Annotated in this window: 23 protein-coding genes; 14 read left to right on the top strand and 9 right to left on the bottom strand. The window is 65.4% G+C overall.

The window, feature by feature from the left end; translation table 11 throughout:
* Positions 1–40: 40 nt before the first annotated feature.
* The 4 genes from ACCQ07_RS12070 to ACCQ07_RS12055 are packed head-to-tail and all read right to left on the bottom strand — an operon-like array spanning position 41 to position 3,100.
* Positions 41–883, bottom strand: a complete 843-nt coding sequence (locus ACCQ07_RS12070; RefSeq protein ID WP_014090349.1) for a M23 family metallopeptidase — start codon at positions 881–883, stop codon at positions 41–43.
* A complete protein-coding gene (locus ACCQ07_RS12065; RefSeq protein ID WP_014090348.1) occupies positions 883–2,232 on the bottom strand; it encodes a dihydroorotase in 1,350 nt (449 codons plus the stop codon). Before ACCQ07_RS12065 ends, ACCQ07_RS12070 begins: the two co-directional genes overlap by 1 nt.
* A complete protein-coding gene (gene yidD, locus ACCQ07_RS12060; protein WP_011347711.1) occupies positions 2,229–2,522 on the bottom strand; it encodes a membrane protein insertion efficiency factor YidD in 294 nt (97 codons plus the stop codon). The genes ACCQ07_RS12065 and yidD overlap by 4 nt, the downstream gene beginning before the upstream one ends.
* Positions 2,522–3,100 (bottom strand): hypothetical protein, encoded by a 579-nt coding sequence (locus tag ACCQ07_RS12055; protein WP_029819583.1) that lies wholly within the window; start codon positions 3,098–3,100, stop codon positions 2,522–2,524. The genes yidD and ACCQ07_RS12055 overlap by 1 nt, the downstream gene beginning before the upstream one ends.
* Positions 3,101–3,158: 58 nt before the next feature.
* Between ACCQ07_RS12055 and dksA the strand changes: the two genes are divergently transcribed.
* Positions 3,159–3,647, top strand: coding sequence for an RNA polymerase-binding protein DksA (dksA, locus tag ACCQ07_RS12050; RefSeq protein WP_223866281.1), 489 nt, complete (start codon positions 3,159–3,161; stop codon positions 3,645–3,647).
* A 214-nt stretch (positions 3,648–3,861) separates the two neighbouring features.
* Here dksA and ACCQ07_RS12045 read toward each other — a convergent pair whose 3' ends face one another.
* The 3 genes from ACCQ07_RS12045 to cysS all read right to left on the bottom strand — a co-directional run bounded on the left by ACCQ07_RS12045 (position 3,862) and on the right by cysS (position 7,236).
* Complete coding sequence (locus tag ACCQ07_RS12045; protein ID WP_008573410.1) at positions 3,862–5,112, bottom strand: MFS transporter; 1,251 nt, start codon at positions 5,110–5,112, stop codon at positions 3,862–3,864.
* Positions 5,109–5,546, bottom strand: a complete 438-nt coding sequence (locus tag ACCQ07_RS12040; RefSeq protein ID WP_008573408.1) for a SufE family protein — start codon at positions 5,544–5,546, stop codon at positions 5,109–5,111. The genes ACCQ07_RS12045 and ACCQ07_RS12040 overlap by 4 nt, the downstream gene beginning before the upstream one ends.
* Before the next feature lie 265 nt (positions 5,547–5,811).
* Entirely contained in the window at positions 5,812–7,236 is a 1,425-nt protein-coding gene (cysS, locus tag ACCQ07_RS12035; protein WP_057681909.1) for a cysteine--tRNA ligase, read from the bottom strand.
* A gap of 177 nt (positions 7,237–7,413) precedes the next feature.
* Between cysS and ACCQ07_RS12030 the strand changes: the two genes are divergently transcribed.
* The 12 genes from ACCQ07_RS12030 (at position 7,414) to ACCQ07_RS11975 (ending at position 19,596) form a co-directional block, all read left to right on the top strand.
* Positions 7,414–7,908, top strand: a complete 495-nt coding sequence (locus tag ACCQ07_RS12030; protein WP_029819580.1) for a hypothetical protein — start codon at positions 7,414–7,416, stop codon at positions 7,906–7,908.
* Between the two features lie 312 nt (positions 7,909–8,220).
* Positions 8,221–9,252: an N-acetylornithine carbamoyltransferase gene (locus ACCQ07_RS12025; RefSeq protein WP_008573404.1), complete on the top strand. Its 1,032-nt coding sequence runs from the start codon at positions 8,221–8,223 to the stop codon at positions 9,250–9,252.
* Positions 9,253–9,303: 51 nt separating this feature from the next.
* The gene (locus ACCQ07_RS12020) at positions 9,304–10,542 is read left to right on the top strand and encodes an argininosuccinate synthase (RefSeq protein WP_029819579.1); all 1,239 of its coding nucleotides are present in this window, start codon (positions 9,304–9,306) and stop codon (positions 10,540–10,542) included.
* A gap of 242 nt (positions 10,543–10,784) precedes the next feature.
* A complete protein-coding gene (locus tag ACCQ07_RS12015) occupies positions 10,785–11,237 on the top strand; it encodes a GNAT family N-acetyltransferase (RefSeq protein ID WP_057681908.1) in 453 nt (150 codons plus the stop codon).
* Between the two features lie 5 nt (positions 11,238–11,242).
* Positions 11,243–12,343, top strand: a complete 1,101-nt coding sequence (locus ACCQ07_RS12010) for an acetylornithine deacetylase (protein WP_008573399.1) — start codon at positions 11,243–11,245, stop codon at positions 12,341–12,343.
* Positions 12,344–12,387: 44 nt separating this feature from the next.
* The gene (locus ACCQ07_RS12005) at positions 12,388–13,731 is read left to right on the top strand and encodes an acetylglutamate kinase (protein ID WP_136732625.1); all 1,344 of its coding nucleotides are present in this window, start codon (positions 12,388–12,390) and stop codon (positions 13,729–13,731) included.
* 5 nt (positions 13,732–13,736) lie between these two features.
* Entirely contained in the window at positions 13,737–14,348 is a 612-nt protein-coding gene (locus ACCQ07_RS12000) for a GNAT family N-acetyltransferase (RefSeq protein WP_008573396.1), read from the top strand.
* Positions 14,345–15,295 (top strand): N-acetyl-gamma-glutamyl-phosphate reductase, encoded by a 951-nt coding sequence (gene argC, locus ACCQ07_RS11995; RefSeq protein WP_014090340.1) that lies wholly within the window; start codon positions 14,345–14,347, stop codon positions 15,293–15,295. Before ACCQ07_RS12000 ends, argC begins: the two co-directional genes overlap by 4 nt.
* Positions 15,296–15,468: 173 nt before the next feature.
* The gene (locus ACCQ07_RS11990) at positions 15,469–16,767 is read left to right on the top strand and encodes an argininosuccinate lyase (RefSeq protein WP_011347702.1); all 1,299 of its coding nucleotides are present in this window, start codon (positions 15,469–15,471) and stop codon (positions 16,765–16,767) included.
* The gene (locus tag ACCQ07_RS11985; RefSeq protein WP_008573390.1) at positions 16,764–17,024 is read left to right on the top strand and encodes a YciI family protein; all 261 of its coding nucleotides are present in this window, start codon (positions 16,764–16,766) and stop codon (positions 17,022–17,024) included. The genes ACCQ07_RS11990 and ACCQ07_RS11985 overlap by 4 nt, the downstream gene beginning before the upstream one ends.
* Before the next feature lie 13 nt (positions 17,025–17,037).
* On the top strand, positions 17,038–18,192 hold the full coding sequence (proB, locus tag ACCQ07_RS11980) for a glutamate 5-kinase (protein WP_136732623.1): 1,155 nt from the start codon (positions 17,038–17,040) through the stop codon (positions 18,190–18,192).
* A 159-nt stretch (positions 18,193–18,351) separates the two neighbouring features.
* Positions 18,352–19,596 carry a glutamate-5-semialdehyde dehydrogenase gene (locus ACCQ07_RS11975; RefSeq protein ID WP_008573386.1) on the top strand — a complete coding sequence of 415 codons (1,245 nt, stop codon included), beginning with the start codon at positions 18,352–18,354 and terminating at the stop codon, positions 19,594–19,596.
* A gap of 100 nt (positions 19,597–19,696) precedes the next feature.
* Here the strand turns inward: ACCQ07_RS11975 and ACCQ07_RS11970 are convergent, their stop codons facing one another.
* Positions 19,697–22,108 (bottom strand): glycoside hydrolase family 95 protein, encoded by a 2,412-nt coding sequence (locus ACCQ07_RS11970; RefSeq protein ID WP_372363356.1) that lies wholly within the window; start codon positions 22,106–22,108, stop codon positions 19,697–19,699.
* A gap of 323 nt (positions 22,109–22,431) precedes the next feature.
* Here ACCQ07_RS11970 and ACCQ07_RS11965 point away from each other — a divergent pair, with 323 nt between their 5' ends.
* Positions 22,432–24,345, top strand: a complete 1,914-nt coding sequence (locus ACCQ07_RS11965) for a CocE/NonD family hydrolase (RefSeq protein ID WP_071117447.1) — start codon at positions 22,432–22,434, stop codon at positions 24,343–24,345.
* On the opposite strand, the gene ACCQ07_RS11960 is transcribed toward ACCQ07_RS11965, so the two are convergent.
* Positions 24,326–25,591 carry a CynX/NimT family MFS transporter gene (locus ACCQ07_RS11960; RefSeq protein ID WP_372363354.1) on the bottom strand — a complete coding sequence of 422 codons (1,266 nt, stop codon included), beginning with the start codon at positions 25,589–25,591 and terminating at the stop codon, positions 24,326–24,328. The two genes, ACCQ07_RS11965 and ACCQ07_RS11960, sit on opposite strands and share 20 nt — an antisense overlap.
* Between the last annotated feature and the right edge of the window lie 58 nt (positions 25,592–25,649).

The raw sequence follows: 25,649 nt of genomic DNA, 5'->3' as shown, positions 1-25,649 counted from the left end.
CAATGCCACCGCACGTCAAAGAGGCGATCTTTCGAACGCTCTACTTCGTCCGCTCAAGCACCAGCAACGGATCGATGCGGGTGTCGAACCAGTTCATTCCCCAATGCAGATGCGGCCCGGTGGCACGCCCGGTGGCACCAACCGCGGCAATCACCTGGCCTTGCTCGACCCGGTCGCCCACCTTCACGTCGATACGCGACAAGTGCAGGAAATTCGAGCTCACCCCGAAGCCGTGATCCAGCAGCACCGTGCCGCCGGTGAGATACAGGTCCGGCGCCGCGAACGTCACCACGCCGGCAGCCGGTGCCTTCACCGGGGTGCCGGTGGGCACGGCGATGTCCATGCCCGAATGGCCGGCGCCCGGCTGGCCGTTGTACACGCGTGCATTGCCGAAGCGGCCGCTGATACGTCCCTGCACCGGCCAGATGAAGGGTTGGGCGAAATCGGTGCGTGCGTCATCGCGGTCGCGCGCCGCCGTGACCTGCGCCTGTTCGCGTTTGATGCGCGCGGCAATCTCGGCCGGCGGGTTGACCGTCTTCGGCGGCACGCCATTGACGCGTTCCACCGGCCAGTCGCGCGGCGTTACTGCGATGCTCACGGTGCGCGTGCTGCCATCGGGTTGGGTGATCTGCACCTGCAAGGGCCCGGTCGCATCACGGCCGATCCCGAACACGACGCTTCCATAACCGCTCACACGCAAGTTGCGGCCGGCATATTGCACCTTGCTGCCTGCCGGCACCTTGCCGATCACCAGCGCGCCTTGCGACGCGCTTTGCGGAAATACGACATCAGTTGCGGCGGCCGCACCCTGCGCTTGGGCGCGACCTGCAACCAGCGCGACCGGCGCCAGGATCAACCAGGCACCAAACAGGGCTGCGCGCATCAGCGGTCGAAGGTCAGGCGCTGGCCGGCAGCGCTGCCCACCAGCTGTTCGCCATCCCACACCTGCTGGCCGTTGACCCACGTCGCAGCGATGCGCGAACGGAAGGTGGTGCCCTCGAATGGCGACCAGCCGCACTTGGACAGCACCTGCTCGCGCTTCACGGTAAACGGGGTGTTGTCGATCATCACCAGGTCGGCGAAATAGCCTTCGCGCAGGAAGCCACGCTCTTGCACATCGAACAACTGGGCCGGCGCATGCGCGAACTTCTGCACGATACGGGTGATCGGCAACTTGCCTTCGTGCACCAGCTCCAGTGCCGCGACCAGCGCGTACTGCACCAGCGGCAGGCCCGAGGGCGCCTGCGCATAGGGCTTTTGCTTTTCTTCCCAGGTGTGCGGGGCGTGGTCGGTGGCGAGCACGTCGATGACATCTTCGGCCAGCGCATCGATGAGCGCCAGACGATCTTCGGCGTCCTTGATCGCGGGGTTGCACTTGATCAGGTTGCCCAGTCGTGCGTAATCGCTGCGATCGAAGCGCAGAAAGTGGATGCAGGTCTCGGCGGTAATGCGCTTGCGCAGCTTGCCATCGGCATCGACCAGCGGGCCGGCTTCGAACAGCGACAGCTCGTCGGCGGTGGAAATGTGCAGCACGTGCAGGCGGGTGTTGTGCTTGCGCGCCAGCGAAACCGCCAGCTGCGAGGACTTCAGGCAGGCCTGACGCGAACGGATGTCCGGGTGCATCTCCGGTGTCAGCGCATCGCCATACTTTTCCTTGTACTGCGCCATCGTCGCGTCGATGGTCGGGGTGTCTTCGCAGTGGGTGATGATCGGCGTGGGTGCGTCGCGGAAGATGGCGTCCAGCGTTTCCGGGTTATCGACCAGCATGTTGCCGGTGGAGGCGCCCATGAACACCTTGATGCCCGGTGCAGTCTTGGGGTCCAGCGACTGGATGTGGGCCAGGTTGTCGTTGCTGGCACCCATGTAGAAGCCGTAGTTGGCCCAGGCGCGCCCGGCAGCGGCGTCGTACTTGGCCTGCAGTGCGGCGGCATCCAGGGTCGGCGGATTGGTGTTGGGCATGTCCATGAAGCTGGTCAGGCCACCAGCCACCGCGGCGCCGGATTCGGTCGCGATGTCGCCCTTGTGGGTCAGGCCAGGTTCGCGGAAGTGCACCTGGTCGTCGATCATGCCTGGCAGCACCCAGCGTCCGGCGGCATCCACGACGGTATCGCCAGCGGCAGGGGCGATCTTGCTGTCGATCTTGGCGATGCGGCCGCCCTCGATCAGGAGATCGGCGTCGAACTCCTTGCCTTCGTTGACCAGGCGGGCGTTGACGATGACGGTTCGGCTCATGGATGGGGTCCTTTGCAGCTGCAGGAAGAAGACGGGGAGGGCGAGGCGGGTGCATCGGGCACCGGATCGAATCCGCCCGGATGGAAGGGATGACAGCGGCCGAGCCTGCGCGCGGCAAGCCAACTGCCGCGCAGCGGGCCGAAGCGGCCGATGGCTGTCATCGCGTAGTCCGAGCAGCTTGGTGCAAAACGGCAACGCGGCCCGAGCAGGGGGCTGATGACGAGCTTGTAGACGCGTAGCAGCGCGATGAGCAGGCGTGAGATCACTTGCCAATGATATGCCACTTGCATTAATAGGTGGTTGCCGGGGGTCCGCGGGGTACGTTATAAAGGCCCGCTTTCCCGGGCCCCGGGGGAACCAAGGATGAGCGTTTCGTGGCTGCTAAAAAACCTGCAAAAAAGGCCGTAGAGGCCGCCAAGAAGTCCGCCAAACCCGTTGCGAAAAAGGCAGCGACGTCCGCTGCTGCGAAACCGGCCGCAAAACCGCCGACCAAGCAGCCGGCTGCCAAGAAGGCACCCGCGAAGAAGGCACCTGCGAAGAAGGCCGCTGCCAAGCCGGCGCCGGCTTCCAAGACCACCGCGTCCGCAGCCCCCAAGTCAGTGAAACCCGTCGCCAAGAGTGCTGCCAAGCCGGCGGCGAAAAAGGCAGCTCCGGCTGCCGCCAAACCGGCTGCCAAGCCGGTGGCGTCCAAGTCCGTACCGAAGCCGGCCACCAAGCCGGCTCCGGCCAAGTCAGTCCCGGTCAAGGCTGAAAAGCCCGCGCCCGCACCGGTCCCCAAGGCCGTCCCTGCGAAGCCGGCAAAGCCTGCGACCCCGTCATCTAAGAATCCCGTGCCCGTTTCGAAATCTTCCGCAAAAACGCCAACCAAAACCGAAGCCCCCGCCAAGCCTGCTGCGACCCGTCCGGTCGGCAAGGTGGCCGTGGCCGTGACGTCCAAGCCGTCCAGCGCGGCTCCCAAGACCAAGTACAAGGTCGTCGAGTACAAGACCGACGAAGCAACCGGTCGCCCGATCCTGCCGCAGGGCTACAAGCCTTCCGCGGACGAGGAGTACATGAACAAGTTGCAGCAGGAATATTTCCGCCAGCGTCTGCAGAGCTGGCGCAACGAGATGGTGGAGGAATCCAAGCAGACCATCGAAAACCTGCGCGAAGAAGTGCGCGACATCGGCGACGAAGCCGAACGTGCCACCCGCGAGACCGAAAACTCGCTGGAACTGCGTGCCCGTGATCGCGCCCGCAAGCTGATTTCCAAGATCGACAGCACGCTCAAGCGTCTGGAAGACGGTGACTACGGCTACTGCGTGGACACCGGTGAAGAGATTGGCCTGGACCGCCTGGAAGCGCGTCTGACTGCCGAGCGCACCATCGATGCCCAGGAGCGTTGGGAGCACTTGCAGAAGCAGCAGGGCGACTGATCGTCCGCCTGGCTCACCGAAAGACCCCGCCATGTGCGGGGTTTTTTATGGTCGCCTGATTCGTTGTATTGGCGCCTGGCCGAGAGTCAGGCAGCGCCCATTGGCGAGACGCCGCCGCACGCAGCTGCATGCGGCACGTGAGCGCGGTCCGCAACACGAGCCCCTTGCCACCACAGCGGCGCAGTGGGCACCGGCAATCACGCGATCGCGCCGCTCACTGCAGATCGCGCAGGTCCAGCTTGCGCAGGCGCGGCGCCTTCCAGGCGGTGGTGGCCACCACGCCCAGGGTGACGCAGCCGCCGATGACCACCGCCGGCACCAGGCCGACCAGGCGCGCCATGACGCCGTCGTAGAACGCGCCCAACTCGTTGGACGAGCCGATGAAGATGCCGTTGATCGAAGACACCCGGCCACGCATGGCATCGGGGGTGGCCAACTGCAGGATGGTCTGGCGCACCACCACCGAGACGCCATCGCACATGCCGTACACCAGCAGGATCGCCGCTGACAGCCAGAAATGGCGCGACAGTCCGAAGGCGATGGTGCAGAGCCCGAAGCCGGCCACCGACAGCAGCAGCACGCGTCCGGCATTGCGCTGCAGCGGGTGCCGCGCCAGCCACACGCCAACCACGATCGAACCCAGCGCCGGCGCACCGCGCAGGATGCCCAGGCCTTCCGGGCCGTAGTGCAGGATGTCGTGGATGAAGGCCGGCAACATCGACACCGCGCCGCCAAGCAGGACCGAGAACATGTCCAGCGCCATGGCGCCCAGCATGATCTGGTTGGACAGTACGAACTGCGCGCCTTCGGCGATGCTGCGGAAGATCGGCGCACGCGGGCCGGCGCTGACCGGCTCGCTGACACGTAACAAAGCCAACGCCAGGATCGCCAGCATCGCCACGCTGGCGGCGACCCCGTAGGCCAGGCCCTTGCCGCCCCAGCCGACCAGCACGCCGCCCAGCGCCGGGCCGATCACCATGCCGGCCTGGAAGGTGACGCTGCCGATGCTGGCGCCGCGTGCGAATGCGTCGCGCGGCAGCGCCCGTGCGAACAATGCGTTGTAGACCGGCGACAAGAAAGAGCGCGCCGCGCCGGTGAGCGAGATGGCGGCATAGATGGGCCACACGCCTTTGACCGGCAGCCAGCCTTGCGTGATCGCCAACAGCAACAGCGCGGTTGCGACCAAGCCCAGCACGGCGACCATGCCCAGCCGGCGGCGCGGCAGGTGATCGACCAGGTAGCCGGCAAAGGGGGCGATGCAGAAGAACGGCAGGATTTCCGCCAGGCCGATCAGCCCCAACGAGAGCGGGTTGCCGGTCATTTCGTAAATATGCCAACCGACCGTCACCGCGACGATCTGGTAGGACAGCATCGCCGCCACGCGGTACAGCAGCACCAGGCCGAAGCCTGGATGGGCGAGCAGCGTCCGCAGCGAATCGGCGGGCGATGGGGCGGGCGTGCTCACTGCTGCGCGCGCGCGGTATCGCGGATGAAGGCCAGCATCGCTGCCACGCCGTTGCTGCGGGTCGGCGACAGATGCTTGGCCAGGCCGATCCCGGCGATGTAGTCAGGCTCGGTAGCCAGGATCTCTTGCGCGCTACGCCCGGAATACACGCGCAGCGCAAGGTAGATCAGCCCGGAGACAATGGCCGAATCGCTGACGGCATGGAAATCCAGCCGCTCGGCGTTGCCCTCCGGCACGATCCAGACCATCGATTGGCAGCCGTGCAGGCGGTGCTCTTCGGTTTTCCACTGTTCCGGGAAGGCGGGCAACTTGCGGCCAAGGTCGATCAGGTACTGGTAGCGCTCGGACCAGTCGCCAAAGAAGGAAAATTCCTCGGCAATGGCGGCCTGCGCCTCGGTAGCAGTCGGTTCAAGCGGGAAGGGGGAGGTGGTCATCTAAAAATCCAGAATCAATTCGATCAAGTCCCTCTCCCGCGGGGCGAGAAGGCACGGTGTGCGCCACTGGCACCTGGCCTTGGAGCGCTGTGGCCACTGCATCTTTCACCAGGTGCCAGGGCGGGGCAGCCTGCGAGGGCCGTCGGTCATTCTTTCTGGCTGGCGCGTGGCGACGCGTTTGCCATGACCGACGGTTGATTGTCGCCGCAGCGCACCCTCATCCGCCTGCGGGGGCACTTTCTCCCGCAGGAAGACGAGAGAAGGATCAAGCACGCTTCCAACGCACGCCCTGCGGCGTGTCTTCCAGCACGATACCCTCTTCGGCAAGTTGCTTGCGGATGGCGTCGGCGCGGGCGAAATCCTTGGCTTTCTTCGCCGCGCTGCGTTCTTCCACCAATGCGGTGATGCGTGCATCGTCGCCGGCGTCGGTGCCGCGCGAGAACCATGCAGCCGGGTCTTGTTGCAGCAACCCCAGTGCCATTCCGGCACCGAGCAACTTGGCGCGCGCCGCATGCAGCTCGATCATGCGCGCCGATGCTTGGCCGCTTTGCATCAGGTCGCTGCGCAATGCACGCGCATCGGAGGCGATGCTTGCCATGACGGACAAGGCCAGCGGCGTGTTGAGATCGTCATCCAGAGCGGACTCCACCTCGGCGGGAATCGTCATGGATACCGCCAGATCGCTGCCGCTTTCGGCTTCCAGCGCAGCCAGATCCCGCAACGTTCCATACAGGCGGTCCAGCGTGTTCTTGGCCTGCTCGATCAACCCATCCGACCAGTCCAGCGGCTGACGGTAGTGCGCGCTCAACAGCGCATAGCGCAGCGCTTCGGGCGGATGCCTGGCGATGAGCTCGTGCACGGTTTCGATATTGCCCAGCGACTTGCTCATCTTCGCGCCGCTGAAATTGAGCATGCCGTTGTGCAGCCAGAAGCGCGCAAAGGTGGCACCGCCATGCGCGCACTCGCTCTGCGCAATCTCGTTTTCGTGATGCGGGAACTGCAGGTCCACACCGCCGGCGTGGATGTCGATGGTCGGCCCCAGATGGGCGGCGGCCATCGCCGAGCATTCGATATGCCAACCCGGCCGGCCGCGGCCCCAGGGCGATGGCCAGCCGGGCAGGTCGTCGCTGGAGGGTTTCCACAGCACGAAGTCGCCGGGGTCGCGCTTGTATGGCGCCACGTCCACGCGCGCGCCGGCCAACATTTCGTCCGGGTCGCGCCGCGAGAGCTTGCCGTAGTCCTCGAAGCTGGAGACCGAAAACAGCACGTGGCCTTCCGCGGCATAGGCATGCCCAGTGGCGATCAGCTGCTCGATCATCGCCACGATCTGCGGGATGTGCGTGGTGGCCTCCGGTTCGATGTCCGGTGGAGCCACGCCGAGCGCTGCCATGTCCTGCCGGTAGATCGCCGCGAAGCGGTCGGTGATCGTCGAAATCGGCACGCCCTGCGCCTGCGCGGCGGCGTTGATCTTGTCGTCCACGTCGGTGATGTTGCGCGCGTAGCGCAGCGCGCCGTAGCGTCGGCGCAGCAACGCGGCAAGCACATCGAAGACCACCGGGCCGCGAGCGTTGCCGATATGCGCGTAGTTGTAGACGGTGGGACCGCAGACGTACAGGGTGGGGCTGGACGGATCGAGCGGCGCAAACGGCTCGACCCGCCGCGTCAGGTTGTTGTGCAGGCGCAGGCTCATCGGCATCCGAAAAAGGGCAATCGCGCGATTCTAGCCCGTTGTGGCGGGATGGCGAATCGCCAGCCCGACGATGGCCACCGGATGGGTTGCGTTCAGCCCAGGCGGCCGCAAGCTCCATACACTTACGTACTGCCTGGCTGCGCGTTCCCGGTACTGATGCGACCTTCTCCGTTCTTCATGCTGCTGTGTACGTTTGCCGGGCAAGTGATTCCGGCGTATGCGGCAGAGCCCGACCCCAAGAACCGGGTCGTGGTGATCGAGAACGTGAAACTGGATTATGCGCAGGTGCTCAATGTCGAGCCGGTCTACCAGACGCTTCGCGCCACGCGTATCGAAGAGCAATGCGAAGCCGAGCAGGCGGCACAGGCTGCGGCAGCGCCGGCCGAGGACGAGGGCCGCATCAACCGCATGGTCGATTCGGTCAAGGAAATGTTCTCGCGTCGCCCCGAACCGGCCGCGCCCGCTGCGGTGCCGCCGACCAGCACGCGGCGCAACTGCAAGGTGGTGGAAGTGCCGCGCGAGTTCCGCCGGCCGATCGCCTTCGACGTGGACTATGTCTACAAGGGCACCAAATACCGTTCGCGCCTGCCCGAAGATCCGGGCAATCGGCTGCGCATCCGGGTCTCAGTGACGCCGTACATTCCCGACGCCATCGTCGCGCCGCCGCGCTGAGATGCGCAGCGGTTGCGCCGTGCCCACATGCGTGCGAGGATTCGCGCCCTATGCAAGCAAACGCCTTTCAGCACGACACCAGCGCCGCCCGGATGGCCTCCGGCATGACCTCGCGTGCCCGCCGACCGGAATCCCACATTTTCGCTGGGTAAGCCGGGGCGTTTGCTGTTCCGACGTTGAAGACCCAGCCCCCAGGCTGGGTTTTTTCGTTTTGGCGTCACAAAAGTTTCAACGGCAAGAAACGCGCATGTCGCGCACCCCGTCGCTCCTGGCGGACCAACGCAGCAGTAGCACGCAGCAAAGGATCGATCGATGTCACTGAAGCACTTCTTGAACACCCAGGACTGGAGCCGCGCCGAGCTGGACGCGCTGTTGACCCAGGCCGCGTTGTTCAAACGCAACAAGCTGGGAAGCGAGCTGAAGGGCAAGTCGATTGCGCTGGTGTTCTTCAACCCGTCCATGCGCACCCGTACCAGCTTCGAGCTGGGCGCATTTCAGTTGGGCGGGCATGCGGTGGTCTTGCAGCCGGGCAAGGATGCGTGGCCGATCGAGTTCAATCTGGGCACGGTCATGGACGGCGACACCGAAGAGCACATCGCCGAAGTGGCGCGCGTGCTGGGGCGTTATGTCGACCTGATCGGCGTGCGCGCGTTTCCGAAGTTCGTGGACTGGTCCAAGGACCGCGAAGACCAGGTGCTCAAGAGCTTTGCCAAGTATTCGCCGGTGCCGGTGATCAACATGGAAACGATCACCCACCCATGCCAGGAGCTGGCGCATGCGCTGGCGCTGCAGGAACACTTCGGTACCCAGGATCTGCGTGGCAAGAAGTACGTGCTGACCTGGACCTACCACCCCAAGCCGCTGAACACAGCGGTGGCCAACTCGGCGCTGACCATCGCCACGCGCATGGGCATGGACGTGACCCTGCTGTGCCCGACGCCGGACTACATCCTGGATCAGCGCTACATGGACTGGGCCGCGCAAAACGTGGCCGAAAGCGGTGGCTCGCTGCAGGTCAGCCATGACATCGACAGCGCCTACGCCGGCGCCGATGTCGTCTACGCCAAGAGCTGGGGTGCGTTGCCGTTCTTCGGCAACTGGGAACCAGAAAAGCCGATCCGCGACCAGTACCAGCATTTCATCGTCGACGAACGCAAGATGGCGCTGACCAACAACGGCGTGTTCTCGCACTGCCTGCCGCTGCGCCGCAACGTCAAGGCGACCGATGCGGTGATGGATTCGCCCAACTGCATCGCCATCGATGAAGCCGAAAATCGCCTGCATGTGCAAAAGGCGATCATGGCGGCGCTTGCTTCGCAAGCGGGAATCGGGAATCGGGATTAGAGAATCGCAACAGCAACACCCTTGGCCCCCACATTTACGTACTAAGGAACAATGATGAGCGCTGCTTCCACCAATCCCGAATCCCGACTCCCGACTCCCGGCACCAAGGACATCGTTCTCGCGTTTTCCGGTGGTCTGGACACCAGCTTCTGCATTCCGTATCTGCAGGAGCGCGGCTATGCGGTGCACACCGTGTTTGCCGACACCGGTGGTGTGGATGCCGAAGAGCGTGAGTTCATCGAGAAGCGCGCCGCCGAATTGGGCGCGGCCAGCCACGTCACCGTGGACGGTGGCCCGGCGATCTGGGAAGGCTTCGTCAAGCCGTTCGTGTGGGCGGGCGAGGGATACCAGGGCCAGTACCCGTTGCTGGTGTCCGACCGTTACCTGATCGTGGATGCTGCGCTCAAGCGTGCCGAAGAATTGGGCACGCGCATCATTGCGCATGGTTGCACCGGCATGGGCAACGATCAGGTGCGTTTCGACCTGGCAGTGAAGGCGCTGGGCGACTACCAGATCGTGGCGCCGATCCGCGAGATCCAGAAAGAGCACACCCAGACCCGCGCCTATGAGCAGAAGTATCTGGAAGCGCGTGGTTTCGGCGTGCGTGCCAAACAGCAGGCCTACACCATCAACGAGAACCTGCTGGGCCTGACCATGTCCGGCGGCGAGATCGATCGTTGGGAAGCGCCGGGCGAGGGCGCGCGCGGCTGGTGCGCGCCGCGCAGTGCTTGGCCGAGCGAGGCGTTGACGGTGACGCTGAAGTTCGTCGAAGGCGAAGCGGTGGAACTGGACGGCAAGCCGCTGCCGGGTGCCAAGATCCTGGCCAAGCTCAACACCTTGTTTGCGCAATACGGCGTGGGCCGCGGCGTCTATACCGGCGACACCGTGATCGGTTTGAAGGGCCGCATCGTGTTCGAAGCGCCGGGCCTGATTTCGCTGCTCACCGCGCACCGTGCACTGGAAGATGCGGTGCTGACCAAGCAGCAGAACCGCTTCAAGCCGGACGTGGCGCGCAAATGGGTGGAGCTGGTGTACGAAGGCTTCTATCACGACCCGCTCAAGAGCGATATCGAGGCGTTCCTGAAGTCCTCGCAGTCCAAGGTCAATGGCGAGGTGACGCTGGAAACCCGCGGCGGCCGCGTCGATGCGGTGGCGGTACGCTCGCCGCACCTGCTCAACACCAAGGGTGCGACCTACGCGCAATCGGCCGACTGGGGCGTGGAAGAAGCGGAAGGCTTCATCAAGCTGTTCGGGATGAGCTCGACGCTGTACGCGCAGGTCAACCGCTGAGCAAAAGCCCCTCTCCCCCCGGGGAGAGGGGCTTGGGGGTGCCGCAGAAACCTCCAAGATCGATCATGACGAACGCGTCGCCACGCGCCAGTCATGGGGAACTACTGCAGCATTGCCTCCATCGTTCTCCATCTGGGCGCGTGGCGACGCGTTCAACCTGGTTGCTTCGCGAAGTTTCGTGAGGCGCCCCTCATCCGCCCCTTCGGGGCACCTTCTCCCGGTGGGAGAAGAGGGCCACTGCGATGGAACCCATGCCCGCATTACGCATCAGTACCGACAAGCAGGAACTCGATCTGCCGTTGATCCATCGCTTCCTCAGCGAGCAGGCCTATTGGTGCCTGGGCATCCCGCTGGACACGGTGCAGCGGGCGATCGCCGGCTCGCTGTGTTTCGGCGCTTATTGCGCGGGCGTAGGGCAGGTGGCGTTCGCGCGCGTGATCACCGACGGTGCCACCTTCGGCTATCTCGCCGATGTGTTCGTGCTCGATGCATACCGTGGGCGCGGCTATGGCAAGCAACTGGTGGCAGCAGTGATGGCCCATCCGCATCTGCAAGGTCTTCGCCGCTTCATGCTCGCCACCTCCGATGCGCATGCGCTGTACGCACAGCACGGCTTCGCCGCGCCGGCACGGCCGCAGGCGTTGATGGAAATCGCCTATCCCGATCTCTACCGCACCACCACCACGGCTGCCTGACCCACATGACTGACCTGCTCACCTCCACGCTCGACCACCTGCAGGCGCTGGTGGCATTCGACACCCGCAATCCGCCGCGTGCGATTGCCGCGCAAGGCGGCATCTTCGATTATCTGCGCGCGCAGCTGCCGGGGTTCCAGGTCGAGGTGGTCGATCACGGTGCAGGGGCGGTGAGCTTGTACGCGGTGCGCGGCACGCCGAAGTACCTGTTCAACGTGCATCTGGATACCGTGCCGGATTCGCCGCACTGGAGCGCCGACCCGCACGCGATGCGGCGCCTGGACGACCGCGTGGTGGGCCTGGGCGTGTGCGACATCAAGGGCGCGGCGGCGGCGCTGGTTGCCGCGGCCAATGCCGGTAACGGCGATGCCGCGTTCCTGTTTTCTTCGGACGAAGAGGCCAATGATCCGCGCTGCATCGCCGCGTTCCTGGCGCGCGGCGTGCCGTACGAAGCTGTCCTGGTGGCCGAGCCGACCATGGGCGAAGCGGTGCTGGCGCATCGTGGCATCAGTTCGGTGCTGATGCGGTTTGCCGGGCGCGCAGGGCATGCATCGGGCAAGCAGGATCCCTCGGCCAGCGCGCTCCATCAGGCAATGCGCTGGGGCGCAAATGCCTTGGACCATGTGCAATCGCTGGCGCATGCGCGCTTCGGCGGGTTGACCGGATTGCGCTTCAACATCGGCCGCGTCGAGGGGGGCATCAAGGCCAACATGATCGCGCCGGCAGCCGAAGTGCGCTTCGGCTTTCGTCCGTTGCCGTCGATGGACGTGGATGGACTGCTGGCAAGCTTTGCCGGCTTCGCCGAACCGGCGGCAGCGCATTTCGAAGAAACCTTCCGCGGGCCGAGCCTGCCGTCGGGCGACATCGCACGCGCGGAAGAACGCCGCTTGGCCGCACGCGATGTGGCCGATGCGCTGGACCTGCCGATCGGCAACGCAGTGGACTTCTGGACCGAGGCCTCGCTGTTTTCGGCCGGCGGCTATACCGCGCTGGTGTATGGTCCGGGCGACATCGCCCAGGCGCACACCGCCGACGAATTCGTGACGCTGGCGCAGTTGCAGGGTTACGCCGAATCGGTCCATCGCATCATCAACGGTTCGCATTGAACCGACACGCGCCTGGCGCTCCCTTTCCTCTTTCGAACACGGCAATGTCCCCTTCCGCACAACCCCACAAACAAACCCGCCAGACCATCGTGCGCCTGCTCTCCAGCATGGCCAGTGCGAAGGAAATCAGCCAATACCTCAAGCGGTTTTCGCAGCTCGATGCCAAGCGCTTTGCGGTGGTCAAGGTGGGGGGCGCGGTGTTGCGCGACGATCTGGACGCGCTGACCTCGTCGTTGTCGTTCCTACAGGAAGTGGGGCTGACCCCAATCGTGCTGCATGGCGCCGGCCCGCAGCTGGATGCAGAGCTGGCTGCCGCCGGCATCGAAAAGCACACTGTCAACGGACTGCGCGTGACCTCGCCCGAAGCGTTGGCGATCGTGCGCAAGGTGTTCCAGGCCTCCAACCTGAAACTGGTGGAAGCGCTGCAGCAAAACGGCGCGCGTGCGACCTCGATCACCGGTGGCGTGTTCGAGGCCGAGTATCTGGATCGCGACACCTACGGCCTGGTCGGTGAGGTCAAGGCGGTGAATCTGGCGCCGATCGAAGCCAGTCTGCAGGCCGGCTCCATCCCGGTGATCACCAGCCTGGGCGAAACGCCCAGCGGGCAGATCCTCAACGTCAATGCGGATTTTGCCGCCAACGAGTTGGTGCAGGAGCTGCAGCCGTACAAGATCATCTTTCTCACCGGCACCGGCGGCCTGCTGGATGCCGATGGCAAGTTGATCGATTCGATCAACCTGTCTACCGAGTTCGACCACCTGATGCAGCAGCCGTGGATCAACGGCGGCATGCGGGTGAAGATCGAGCAGATCAAGGACTTGCTCGATCGCCTGCCGCTGGAATCGTCGGTGTCGATCACCCGGCCGTCGGACCTGGCCAAGGAGCTGTTCACCCACAAGGGCTCGGGCACGCTGGTGCGGCGCGGCGAGCGCGTGCTGCGCGCCACCTCCTGGGACGAACTGAATCTGCCTCGCCTGAAGTCGCTGATCGAATCCAGCTTCGGCCGCACGCTGGTGCCGGAGTATTTCGAGACCACCACGTTGCTGCGCGCGTATGTCAGCGAAAACTACCGCGCGGCGGTGATCCTGACCGACGAAGGCCAGTTCGGTGCGGGCAGGCTGACCTATCTGGACAAGTTCGCCGTGCTCGACGATGCGCAGGGCGAAGGTCTTGGCCGGGCGGTATGGAATGTGATGCGCGAAGAGACCCCGCAGCTGTTCTGGCGCTCGCGCCATAACAACCAGGTCAATATCTTTTACTACGCCGAATCCGACGGTTGCATCAAGCAGGAGAAGTGGAAGGTGTTCTGGTACGGGCTGGAAAACTTCGAGCAGATCCAGCATTGCGTTGCGCACTGCGCGACGCGTCAGCCGACCTTGCTGGGCTGACTGCGATGAGCGTCGTCACCTTGCCAGCACGTTGGCGCGAGCAGCCGAACATGCGTGGACGGCATGCGAGCCTGGAGCCGCTGCAGACAGCGCATGCCGATGGGTTGCGTGAGGTGGTGGGCGACGGCGCGCTATCGCGGCTGTGGTACACCAGCGTGCCCGCACCGGAGCAGGTCGAGGCGTATATCGCTGCGGCCCTGGCCGCCTGCGCCGATGGCGCGGCGTTGCCATATGTGGTGCGCGATGCGGCCGGCGACATCGTCGGTTGCACGCGCTACTACGCGCTGGATGCCGCAGTGCCCAGGCTGTCGATCGGCTACACCTGGTACGCACCACGCGTGCAGCGCAGCGGCGTCAACACCGAAACCAAGCTGATGCTGCTGCAATACGCCTTCGAAACATTGGGGTGCCTGAGCGTGGTGTTCGAGACCAGCTGGTTCAACCATACCTCGCGCGCGGCGATCGCGCGGCTGGGTGCAAAACAGGACGGCGTGCTGCGCAACCACGCCCGCCACGCCGACGGTACGCCGCGCGATACCGTGGTGTTTTCCATCATCGATACGGAATGGGCCGGGGTCAAACGCCACCTGCAGTTCCGCCTGGAAGCAAACGCATGACTGTTGAACAAAAGACCATCGGCATTGTCGGCGCCCGCGGGCATACCGGCTCGGAATTGATCAAACTGGTGGCGGCGCATCCGCAGCTGCACTTGAGCTTCGTGTCCTCGCGCGAGCTGGCCGGGCAGCCCGTGGCCGAGCATAACGATGCCTACCAGGGCCAGCTGCGCTACGAGAACCTGGATGCCGACGCGGTGGCCGCCAAGGCGGCCGACGTGGTGATCCTGGCGCTGCCCAATGGCAAGGCAGAGCCCTTTGTCGCCGCGATCGACGCGGCAGCGCCACAGACGCTGGTGATCGATCTTTCGGCCGACTATCGCTTCGATCCGGCCTGGTACTACGGCTTGCCTGAGTTGACGCGCGGCAGTTACGCCGGGCAAAAACGCATCAGCAACCCGGGCTGTTATGCCACCGCGATGCAGCTGACCATCGCGCCACTGCTCGACCAGCTGGCCGGGCCACCGCAGTGTTTCGGTGTCTCCGGGTATTCGGGCGCGGGTACCACGCCTTCGGACAAGAACAATCCTGCGTTGCTCTCCAATAACGTGATGCCGTATGCGCTGACCAACCACATGCACGAGCGCGAGGTGTCTGCGCAGCTTGGCGTGCCGGTGGAGTTCATGCCGCACGTGGCGCCGCATTTCCGCGGCATCACCATGACCGTCAACCTGTGGCTGCAGCAGCCGCTGACGCGCGAGCAGATCCAGGCGCGTTATACGCAGCGTTATGCCGACGAGCCGTTGATCGAAATCGTCGACGAGGCGCCCTGGGTGAGCCGCATCGCCGGCAAGCACGATGTGCAGATTGGCGGAGTAACGCTGGCGCCCGGCAACAAGCGCGTGGTGGTGGTGGCGACCCTGGACAATCTGCTCAAGGGTGCGGCAACGCAGGCGATGCAAAACCTCAACCTTGCGCTGGGCTGGGACGAGTTGATGGCAATTCGTTGATGCGAGTCCCTCGCAACAGCCTGCACATCCATGTGCAGGGATTCAACGAAGCGAGTCACTCGCAACAGCCTGCACATCCATGTGCGGGGATTCAACGAAGCGAGTTCCTCGCAACAGCCCGCGCATCCATGTGCGGGGATCGAAACTGGACGACTTACTCGAGACGCTTTCCGATGACCAATCTGTTGTGGCAAAAACCTGGCGTTGCCGTTGACGCCAAGATCCAGAGTTTCCTGGCCGGCGACGATGTGATCCTGGATCGCGAATTCTTCCTGTACGACATCGCTGCCAGCAAGGCGCATGCGCAGGGGCTGCAGCACATCGGCATCTTGTCGTTGCAGGAGCTGGGCGGCTTGAGCGAACAGCTCGACCTGCTGGCCGCCGATTTTCGCAGCGGCGCCTTCGTGCTCGATGCGCAATACGAAGATTGCCACTCCGCCATCGAAGCGCGATTGACCGAGCGTCTGGGCGATGCAGGCCGCAAGATCCACACCGGCCGCAGCCGCAACGACCAGATCCTGGTCGCCACGCGGCTGTGGCTGAAGGACAAGCTGCAGCGCGTTGCCACGCTCAGCGCGGAGATCGCCAAGGTGGCGTTGGACCGCGCACAGGCCGAGGCCGGGCTGCCGGTGCCCGGTTATACGCACATCCAACGGGCGGTGGTGTCATCGGCCGGGATGTGGTGGGCGGGCTGGGCGGAAGCCTTCATCGACAACGCCGTGCGCGCCGACGACACCGTCCGCTTGGTCGACAGCAACCCGCTCGGCACCGCTGCAGGCTATGGCGTGAATCTGCCGCTGGATCGTGCGCATACCACCGCCGAACTGGGGTTTGCACGCCTGTTGGTCTCGCCGATCTACGCCCAGCTTTCGCGCGGCAAGTACGAACTGGCCGCGCTCGAAGCGCTCGGCAGCGCCACGCTGGATCTGCGCCGCATCGCCTGGGATCTGTCGCTGTTCACCAGTGGCGAATTCGCGTTTGTCGCCTTGCCGGCCCAATACACCACCGGCAGTTCGATCATGCCGAACAAGCGCAACCCGGACGTGATCGAGCTGATGCGCGCAACGCATGCCAGCGTGGCGGCAGCGCGCACCGAGATCGAACAGCTGCTGTCGCTGCCGTCGGGTTATCACCGCGATCTGCAGAGCAGCAAGGGCGCGATCGTGCACGGCTTTGGCCGCGGACTTGCAGCGCTGGAACTGCTGCCGGCCTTGCTGGCCAATCTGGAATGGCGCCCGGACAAACTGCGCGCAGCCATCGATTCGGGCATGTATGCCACCGATGTGGCAGTGGAAGCCGCGGTAGCCGGCGTGCCGTTCCGCGAGGCCTACAAGGCCGCAGCGCAGGCCGCCGAGACCGCAGGGCAGGGACGCACGCCGGAAGGCAGCCTGGCTGCGCGCGTGTCGCCCGGTGCGGCAGCCGACCTGCAACTGGATGTGCTGCAGGCGCGCTGGCAGGCGCTGCGCGCATGACGACCCGCTATCTGGTGCTTGCGCTGCGCAAGCCGGGGTTTCCCGCCGATGTGGTGCAGCCGCATCTGGACTTTCTCGATGCATTGCGCGCCGCCGGGCAGCTCGAGCTGACCGGCGGCTTCAGCGATCGCAGCGGTGGCGCGTATGTGCTGGTCAACGTGGCCACGCTTCAACAGGCGCAGCAGATCGTTGCGCGCGACCCGCTGGTGCTGCGCGATGCCTCTGCACTGACCGTGTATGAGTGGAACACGCACTGAGGACGCCATTGCCATGAGCACGCCTGCCAGCACGTTGTCGCCGTTTACCCAGCAGGCGCTGCCGCCGTGGCGCCGTGCGGTGCTCAAGGTCGGCAGCAGCCTGCTCGCCGCCGATGGCGGTGGCCTGTCCCCGCGCTTCGCGCTGGGTCTGGCGCAGTTCGTTTCCGCCAATCTGGCAGCCGGGCGCGAGCTGGTGATCGTCTCGTCGGGCGCGGTGGCCGCTGGTCGCGCCATCCTGCCCAAAGCGGCGGATGTCGGCGCACCGATCGCGGCGCGGCAGGCACTGGCCGCCTTGGGTCAGGCGCAGCTGATTGCGTTATGGCAGCGCTTTTTCGAGCGGCCGGTGGCGCAGGTACTGCTCACGCATGACGACCTGCGCAACCGTCGCCGCTATCTCAACGCGCGTGCCACCTTGGGCGAGTTGCTGCGGCTGGGCGCGCTGCCGGTGATCAACGAAAACGACACCGTCTCGGTGGATGAGTTGAAGCTGGGCGATAACGACAACCTGGCCGCGATCGTGGCTGCGCTGGTCGATGCCGACGCGTTGTTCATCGCCACCGACATCGATGGGTTGTATAGCGCCGACCCACGCAGCAACCCGTTGGCGCGCCCGCTCGACGATGTGCCCGAGCTCACCCCTGAAGTCCTGGCGATGGCCGGCGGCAGCGGCAGCAACGTGGGGACCGGCGGCATGCGCACCAAATTGGAAGCCGCAGCAAAGGCCGGTGCGGCCGGCATCGAAACCTATCTATTCAACGGCCGAAGTGGCGAGGTGGTGCGCGCCCTGGCGCAGGACCGCCTGCGTGGCACGCGCATCCACGCCGCGCGCACGCGCATCGCTGCGCGAAAATACTGGCTGCGGCACGCACCGGTGGAAGCGGGCGCGATCCTCATCGACGACGGCGCCGCAGCGGCCCTGACCGGCAAGGGCGCCTCGCTGTTGCCAGGCGGCGTGGCCGGCGCGCAGGGCGATTTCCGTCGCGGCGACATGGTGGAGATTCGTCTGCGCGACACCGCGGGCGACCAGTGTCTGGCACGCGGCGTCAGCCAGTATTCGGCCCTGGATATCCGTCGTATTGCAGGCCGCCACTCGCGCGAGATCGAGAACGTGCTCGGCTACAGTTACGGCGAAAACGTGGTGCATCGCGATGATCTGGTGCTGTTGTAGCCGGGATTCGAGATTTGGGATTTGGGATTCGCAACAGCGTGTGCACTGCGTCCCTAGACCTCTGCCTCTTCGTCCCAGCGACTGACCCCTGGTAGTGATAAAACCGTGTCGCCCGCTTTTGCCAATCCCTAATCCCGACTCCCCAATCCCGGCTCCCAAATGACCATCAAAACGCTCGCTCTGCAATGCCGTGACGCCGCGCAGGTGGTGTCGCAATTGTCTGCACCGGCCAAGCATGCCTTGCTGGACGCGATGGCGGCCGCGCTGGAAGCCGATGCGGCGGCGATTCTGGCCGCCAATGCGCGCGATCTGGAGGCCGCGCGTGCCAAGGGCACCGGCAGTGCCATGCTCGATCGGCTGGCGCTGGACGACAAGCGCCTGGCCGGCATCGCGGCCGCACTGCGCGAGGTGGCGCAGCTGCCCGACCCGGTGGGTCGGATCACCCGCGAAGATGTGCGCCCCAACGGGATTCGCGTGCAGAAGGTGCGTGTGCCGCTGGGCGTGATCGCGATGATCTACGAGGCGCGGCCCAACGTCACGGCCGACGCTGCGGCACTGTGCATCAAGGCCGGCAATGGCGTGATCCTGCGCGGTGGCTCGGAGGCGATCCATTCCAATACCGCCATTGCGCGCGCACTGCAGCGGGCCTTGCGCGAGGCCAATGTGCCGGACGCGGCGCTGACCCTGGTCGAGGATCTGCGCCGCGAGACCATGCTGGAACTGCTGCAGCTCAGCGACATCGTCGATCTGGCGATTCCGCGCGGCGGCGAAGGCCTGATCCGGTTTGTCGCCGAGCACGCGCGCGTGCCGGTGATCAAGCACTACAAGGGGGTGTGCCACCTGTTTGTGGATGCATCCGCCGAGATGGAGCTTGCGCTGCGCCTGCTGATCGATGGCAAGGCGACGCGGCCGTCGGCCTGTAATTCGCTGGAGACCTTGCTGGTGCATGCAGGCATCGCCGAGCGCTTCTTGCCGCTTGCCGCGCAGGCATTGCGCGAACGCAAGGTGGAACTGCGTGGCGATGCGGCGACGCAGGCGGTGCTGCCGGACATCGCTGCTGCCAGCGACGACGACTATGCCGCGGAATTCCTGGATCTGATTCTGGCCATCCGCGTGGTGCCGGACCTGGACACGGCGCTGGCGCACATCCGCCAGTACGGCTCGGACCACACCGAAGTCATCGCCACGCAGGATGCCGACAACGCCGAGCGATTCGTGCAGTCGCTACGCTCTGCGGTGGTGATGGTGAACGCCTCCTCGCGCTTTTCCGATGGCGGTGAACTGGGCCTGGGCGCGGAGATCGGCATCTCCACCACACGCCTGCATTCCTATGGCCCCATGGGCCTGGAAGCGCTGACGGTGGAGCGCTTCGTGGTGCGTGGCGAAGGCCAGGTGCGGCATTAGGAACGCTGGGCACCCCTAGCGAACACCCATCAACGGCCGCCACACAGACGCCGCCTGCAACGGCGTCATGCTGCAGGCGCTGCCGGCCTGCGGGGCCGGCTCACAGCACGCGCCGCACTTGGCCGCGTGCAAGCGTAATGTCGTGCGCCTGGGCGCCCCAGGCAATGCGGGTGCGGGTGCCGCCGACACTGCGCACGCTGACCTGCGTCGGCACGCCGTTGCGCCACGCCATGTCCACCGTGAATCCACCGCGTGCGCCCAGGCCGGTAACGCGGCCTTGCGCGGCCCAGGCCTTGGGCAGTGCGGGCAGCAGCGTGATCTGGCCAGGGCGCGAATACAGCAGCATTTCCAGCATTGCGGCCGGGGTGCCGAAGTTGGCATCGATCTGGAACACCCCGCCAAGGGTGGGGTCGCCGTGCTGGCTGAGATCGTAGATATCGAACAGATTCGGCGCGGTGCCATTGCTGTGACCGATCGAGGATTTCAGATTGGTCAGCACCAGCGCATAAGCACGCTCCGCATCGCCCAGTCTTGCCCAGCACAGCGCCCGCCACGCGCAGGCCCAGCCAAAGCTCTGCATCCCGCGCGCTTCCAACAGCCTGCGCGCTGCTTCCACCTGCGCGGGCGGCCCCAGATCCGGGTGCAGGCGATGGCCGGGGAATAAACCCATCAGCGGCGACAGGTGCCGGTGATGGGCTTCACCCAGGTCGGTGGGGGACATCCATTCCTGCAATTGGCCGCTTAGCGGGCTGATTTCCGGCAGGTACAGACGCTGCTGCAGCGTGGCGACGGTCGCGGCGTAAGCCGCGTCGCGGCCAAGCAGGGCGCTGGCCTGGCGGTATTGCCCAAACAACGTCCATACCAGTTCCTGCGCGTAGGCAATACCGCGCGCATTTTCCGGACCATGCTCGGGCGACCAGTCATGATCGTCGACCAGGCACTGTCGAGTGCGGCCGTCGGCATCGGTGACCTCCATTGCGATCAAGCGCGCCTGCCAGAATTGGCAGGCGCCCTTGAGCAGCGGATAGATGCGCGTCAGGTCGTCCCGGTTCTGGGTGAACTCGTAGTGCTGCCACAGGCTGTCGCATAACCACGCGTTGCCTGCCGGATGCCAGTACCAGCCATTGCCGCCGAACGGATTGGTGGAAATGGCCACGGTCCAGCCGGCGATCTTGCCGGAGGTATTGCGAAAACGATTGCGCGGGTCGTTGAAGTGAGCCTGGGTGATGCGTGTCCACGACGGCAGCTGCGCCAGGCAATAGCGTGTCAGCGCATCGACGCAGGTGCCCAACCCGGAAGGATCTGCCAGCCAGTAGTTCATCTGCAGATTGACGTCGCTGTGGTAATCGCTCATCCAGGGCGGCTCGTTGTTTTCCAGCCACAAACCCTGCAGGTTGGTGGGCAATCCATCGCGCGAGGCGGCGATGGTGAGATAGCGGCCAAATTGCAGATAGGCCACTTCCAGTTCCGGGTCGGGGAGCGAAGGTGCCGCGGCGCGGGCCTGGATTCGCTGCCAGGTTTCCAGGCCGCGCTGCGCATCGCTGGACTGGCCAAGCTCCACCTGCAACGTGTCGAACAGCGCACGGTGATCGGCGACATGGGTATCCAGCAACAGCGCCGCAGGCACTGAAGCGGCGGCCTGTGCGCGGTGGCGCGCCCGCGCAAGCGGGTCGCGCGTGGGGTCGCGCCAGCCGCGTGCGCCATCGGCGGCGTAATCGGTGTCGCCGCACAACACGATGGTCAGGCCACGGCAGTCACGAAACTGCAGGAGGCCGTCGCCTGTTTCGAGACTGCCATCGTCGCTGTGCACGCGCAGCGCTGCGGCATAGCGCAGGCCGTTATCGAGCTGGCCGGCGAAGCGCAGCCCAGCGTCGCCGTCGGCGCGACCGGCGCCGGCATGCGTATCGATCAGGCGAATGCGGCCACGGTGGCTGCCTGCGCCTTCGCAATCCAGGCGCAACACGATGGCCGCATCCGGGTGGCTTGCGAACAGCGTGCGCGTATAACGCGTCTCGCCGATGCGATAGCGCACGCGTACGCAGCCGTTGCTCATGTCCAGTTCGCGCTGGTAATCGGACACCTGCGCCTGCGCATGCCCTTCCAGTTCCACGAACAGTTTGGCCAGCAGCATGAAGCTGCCGAAATCTTCCTTGGTATACGCAAACTGGCCATCGTCCTGCAGCGCTGCGTTGCTGCCGCCCGACCAGAGGCTGCCTTCGGAAACGAACAGCGTCTCGCAGGCAGGAGCCCCGCCGCAGAGCGCACCGAGCCGGCCATTGCCGATCGGCAGTCCTTCACGCAACAGCTGCGCATCGGCGGCAGGTGCCGCATAGGGCAGGCGCAGCGCCTGCTCGGGCGGCAGCAACGGCGAACGGGTGGGGCGTACCGGTGGCGTGGTCGCGTCGCTACCGCCTGCACGGCCGAGCAACGGCAACAGCGCGGCCGCACCGAGGTGGGTAAGCAGACGGCGGCGGTGTGGGTCAGCGCAGGCGTGTGAGGGGATATCGCGCATACGAGCGGTCGCTGCAATCGTGGGATCAAACGTTGTAAAGCATCTGCCGCGCCTGCGGAAGCGTGCGATTTGCCGGTCGGCCAATGACGTTTGGTTGGCTTGGTGCTGGCTTGCGCGCACCGATCCAAGACTAGGGTGCAAGGGATGCAACGCACGGCATGGTCATTTCAGGACAGCACCAAGGCGCTGCCTTGCCGCCAATCGGCAGCACGTGCGCGCCGCAGCGTGGCCGACCCGGTACCTTCGACACTCCCGCAAGCCAGTTGTCTGTGCCTACGCTGCTGCAGTTGTTCATCCTGCCCACCGTTGCTGCCGGAGATTCCATGCGCCGCCTTGCCGCCTGCCTGCTAGCCACCGCCATTGCCGCCGCCACCGGCACCGCGATGACGCAAACCTCGCCGATGACGCCGGACATCACCGGCAAGCCGTTCGTGGCTGCCGATGCGAGCAACGACTACATCAAGCGCGAGGTGATGATTCCGATGCGCGATGGGGTCAAGCTGCACACGGTGATCGTGCTGCCGAAGGGCGCCAGGAACGCACCGATCATGCTGACACGCACGCCTTACGACGCCAGTGGCCGCACCGAACGGCTGGCCTCGCCGCATATAAAGGACCTGCTGTCTGCCGGCGACGACGTCTTCGTGGAAGGCGGCTACATCCGTGTGTTTCAGGACGTGCGCGGCAAATACGGTTCCGAAGGCGATTACGTGATGACGCGCCCGCTGCGTGGGCCGCTCAATCCCAGCGAGGTCGACCATGCCACCGATGCCTGGGACACCATCGACTGGCTGGTGAAGAACGTCAAGGAAACCAATGGCAAGGTCGGCATGATCGGCTCGTCCTACGAAGGCTTCACCGTGGTGATGGCACTGACCAACCCGCATCCGGCGTTGAAGGTGGCGGTGCCGGAAAGCCCGATGATCGACGGCTGGATGGGCGACGACTGGTTCAATTACGGCGCGTTCCGCCAGGTGAATTTCGATTATTTCACCGGCCAGCTCAGCAAGCGCGGCAAGGGCGCCGGCATCGCGCGTCAGGGGCACGACGATTACAGCAACTTCCTGCAGGCCGGCTCGGCCGGCGACTTCGCCAAGGCCGCAGGTCTGGAGCAATTGCCGTGGTGGCACAAGCTCACCGAACACGCCGCCTATGACGCGTTCTGGCAGGAGCAGGCGCTCGACAAGGTAATGGCGCGCACGCCGCTGAAGGTGCCCACGATGTGGCTGCAAGGCCTGTGGGATCAGGAAGACATGTGGGGAGCGATCCACAGCTACGCGGCGATGGAGCCGCGCGACAAGCGCAATACGCTCAACTACCTGGTGATGGGCCCGTGGCGCCACAGTCAGGTGAACTACGACGGCAGTGCCTTGGGCGCGCTGAATTTCGAAGGCGATACCGCGCGCCAGTTCCGTTCCGAGGTGCTGCGCCCGTTCCTGGACCAGTACCTGGTCGATGGCGCGCCCAAGGCAGACACGCCGCCGGTGTTCATCTACAACACCGGCGAAAACCATTGGGACCGCCTCAAGGCATGGCCGCGCAGTTGCGACAAGGGCTGCGCCTCGTCCAACAGGCCGCTGTATCTGCAGGCCGGCGGGAAGTTGTCGTTCCAGCAACCGGTGGCCGGGCAGGCGGGCTTTGAAGAGTACGTGTCCGACCCCGCCAAGCCGGTGCCGTTCGTGCCGCGCCCGGTGGATTTTGCCGACCGCGCGATGTGGACCACCTGGTTGGTGCACGACCAGCGCTTTGTCGATGGCCGCCCTGACGTGCTGACCTTCGTCACCGAGCCGCTGACCGAGCCGCTGCAGATCGCCGGTGCCCCCGAAGTGCATCTGCAGGCCTCCACCAGCGGCAGCGACAGCGATTGGGTGGTGAAGCTGATTGATGTGTATCCGGAGGAGATGGCGTCGAACCCGAAGATGGGCGGCTACGAGTTGCCGGTGTCGCTGGCGATCTTCCGCGGCCGCTACCGCGAGAGCTTCAGCACGCCCAAACCCTTGGCCTCCAATCAGCCGCTGGCATTCCAGTTCGGCCTGCCAACCGCCAACCACACCTTCCAGCCGGGTCACCGGGTGATGGTGCAGGTGCAGTCCAGCCTGTTCCCGCTGTACGACCGCAACCCGCAGACCTACGTGCCCAATATCTTCTTCGCCAAGCCCGGCGATTATCAGAAGGCCACGCAGCGGGTGTACGTGTCCCCCGAGCAGCCCAGCTACATCAGTCTGCCGGTACGTTGAGCGCGCGGGCGCCGCGTGCCGGCGGCGTCCACGCATCTTCCAGAAACTGCGGGCGGCAGGCTACCCAGGCGGCGGCCAGCTGCACCAGCAGGCAGATGACCAGGAACACGAACGGGGAGGTCCAGCCGCCGCTGTGCGCGTGCAGCCAGCCGAACAGGAACGGCCCCAGGCAGCTCACCGCATAGCCCACGCCCTGCGAGAAACCGGACAGCGCGGCCGAACCGGCCGCCGTGCGGCTGCGCTGATTCACCAACACCAACGCCAGCGGAAAGGTGCTCGGCCCCAGGCCGAGCAGGGTCACCCACAGGACCGGTGCGGCCAGCGGCGCCCACCACAGCCCGGCGAACGCGACCAGGTGGCAGGCTGCGCATAGCAGCACGATCGGAAACGGATTGCGGATGCGCACCGCCAGCGCCGGCATGGTCAGCGCGCCGACCATGCCCAATGCCGCGAACAACGCCACCATGGTGCCGCCGAACGCAGGCGATGCACCGGCTTCGCGCAGCAGCGTCGGCAGCCAGGTGAACATGGAATAGGTCACCAGCGAGGTCATGCCGAAGGTCACCGCCATGCTCCAACCCAGCGCCGTACGCGCGACGCGGCCTTCGGCTTCGGGCGTGGGTGTGACCGGTGCCGGGCCGGTGGCGCGGATGCGCCGATGGTTGGCGTGCACCAGGGCCCACGCCGCCGTTGCCAGCAGGGCCGGCAGCACCCACGCCACCATCGAACTACGCCAACCCAGCGCATCGGCCACCGGCACTGCCAGCAGGGCCGGCAGCAGCGTGCCGACCTGCAGCACGGTGATATACAGCGTGCTCACCCGGCCCACGCGGTCGCCGAAGTAACGCTTCACCAGCGGCGGCAGCACCACGTTACCCATGCCCATACCGGCCAATGCCACCAGCGAGCCGACCAGCAACCCGGCGGTGCCCGGCAGCAGCGGGCGCAGCACCAACCCCAGCGTGGCCAGCGCCATCGACAACAGCGCCACGCGCAGCAAGCCGAAACGGCGCAGCAATGCGGGCGTTGCCACGCCGGTGAGTGCGAACGCTGCGGTCGGCAACATGCCGAGCGCACCCATGGTGGGCGCGCCGAAGGCGTACTCGTCGGCAATGCGTTCCAGCAGCGGCGTCAGCGACGTCACCGCGGTGCGCAAGTTGAATGCGGACAGCAGGATCGCGGCCAGCACCAGGCCGCGACCACGCAACTGGGCGGACGAAGAAGACGCGGCAGTGACAACAGACATGACAGACCATCCGCGTCGCGCACGTGCGTGCAACGACGCCTGAAAACACAAAACCGGC

Source organism: Xanthomonas sp. NCPPB 3583, from assembly GCF_041475715.2.
In the GTDB taxonomy this organism is placed as follows: Bacteria; Pseudomonadota; Gammaproteobacteria; order Xanthomonadales; family Xanthomonadaceae; genus Xanthomonas; species Xanthomonas euvesicatoria.
Note: the sequence above shows the minus strand (reverse complement) of the source record. Positions and strands in the feature narration are given on the sequence as shown.

What these genes read in the sequence shown, in the direction of transcription:
- ACCQ07_RS12070 (WP_014090349.1), bottom strand. Translation starts at nt 883, where the DNA reads ATGCGCGCAGCCCTGTTTGGTGCCTGGTTGATCCTGGCGCCGGTCGCG.
- ACCQ07_RS12065 (WP_014090348.1), bottom strand. Translation starts at nt 2,232, where the DNA reads ATGAGCCGAACCGTCATCGTCAACGCCCGCCTGGTCAACGAAGGCAAG.
- yidD (WP_011347711.1), bottom strand. Translation starts at nt 2,522, where the DNA reads ATGCAAGTGGCATATCATTGGCAAGTGATCTCACGCCTGCTCATCGCG.
- ACCQ07_RS12040 (WP_008573408.1), bottom strand. Translation starts at nt 5,546, where the DNA reads ATGACCACCTCCCCCTTCCCGCTTGAACCGACTGCTACCGAGGCGCAG.
- cysS (WP_057681909.1), bottom strand. Translation starts at nt 7,236, where the DNA reads ATGAGCCTGCGCCTGCACAACAACCTGACGCGGCGGGTCGAGCCGTTT.
- ACCQ07_RS12030 (WP_029819580.1), top strand. Translation starts at nt 7,414, where the DNA reads ATGCTGCTGTGTACGTTTGCCGGGCAAGTGATTCCGGCGTATGCGGCA.
- ACCQ07_RS12025 (WP_008573404.1), top strand. Translation starts at nt 8,221, where the DNA reads ATGTCACTGAAGCACTTCTTGAACACCCAGGACTGGAGCCGCGCCGAG.
- ACCQ07_RS12020 (WP_029819579.1), top strand. Translation starts at nt 9,304, where the DNA reads ATGATGAGCGCTGCTTCCACCAATCCCGAATCCCGACTCCCGACTCCC.
- ACCQ07_RS12015 (WP_057681908.1), top strand. Translation starts at nt 10,785, where the DNA reads ATGGAACCCATGCCCGCATTACGCATCAGTACCGACAAGCAGGAACTC.
- ACCQ07_RS12010 (WP_008573399.1), top strand. Translation starts at nt 11,243, where the DNA reads ATGACTGACCTGCTCACCTCCACGCTCGACCACCTGCAGGCGCTGGTG.
- ACCQ07_RS12005 (WP_136732625.1), top strand. Translation starts at nt 12,388, where the DNA reads ATGTCCCCTTCCGCACAACCCCACAAACAAACCCGCCAGACCATCGTG.
- ACCQ07_RS12000 (WP_008573396.1), top strand. Translation starts at nt 13,737, where the DNA reads ATGAGCGTCGTCACCTTGCCAGCACGTTGGCGCGAGCAGCCGAACATG.
- argC (WP_014090340.1), top strand. Translation starts at nt 14,345, where the DNA reads ATGACTGTTGAACAAAAGACCATCGGCATTGTCGGCGCCCGCGGGCAT.
- ACCQ07_RS11990 (WP_011347702.1), top strand. Translation starts at nt 15,469, where the DNA reads ATGACCAATCTGTTGTGGCAAAAACCTGGCGTTGCCGTTGACGCCAAG.
- ACCQ07_RS11985 (WP_008573390.1), top strand. Translation starts at nt 16,764, where the DNA reads ATGACGACCCGCTATCTGGTGCTTGCGCTGCGCAAGCCGGGGTTTCCC.
- proB (WP_136732623.1), top strand. Translation starts at nt 17,038, where the DNA reads ATGAGCACGCCTGCCAGCACGTTGTCGCCGTTTACCCAGCAGGCGCTG.
- ACCQ07_RS11975 (WP_008573386.1), top strand. Translation starts at nt 18,352, where the DNA reads ATGACCATCAAAACGCTCGCTCTGCAATGCCGTGACGCCGCGCAGGTG.
- ACCQ07_RS11970 (WP_372363356.1), bottom strand. Translation starts at nt 22,108, where the DNA reads ATGCGCGATATCCCCTCACACGCCTGCGCTGACCCACACCGCCGCCGT.
- ACCQ07_RS11965 (WP_071117447.1), top strand. Translation starts at nt 22,432, where the DNA reads ATGCGCCGCCTTGCCGCCTGCCTGCTAGCCACCGCCATTGCCGCCGCC.
- ACCQ07_RS11960 (WP_372363354.1), bottom strand. Translation starts at nt 25,591, where the DNA reads ATGTCTGTTGTCACTGCCGCGTCTTCTTCGTCCGCCCAGTTGCGTGGT.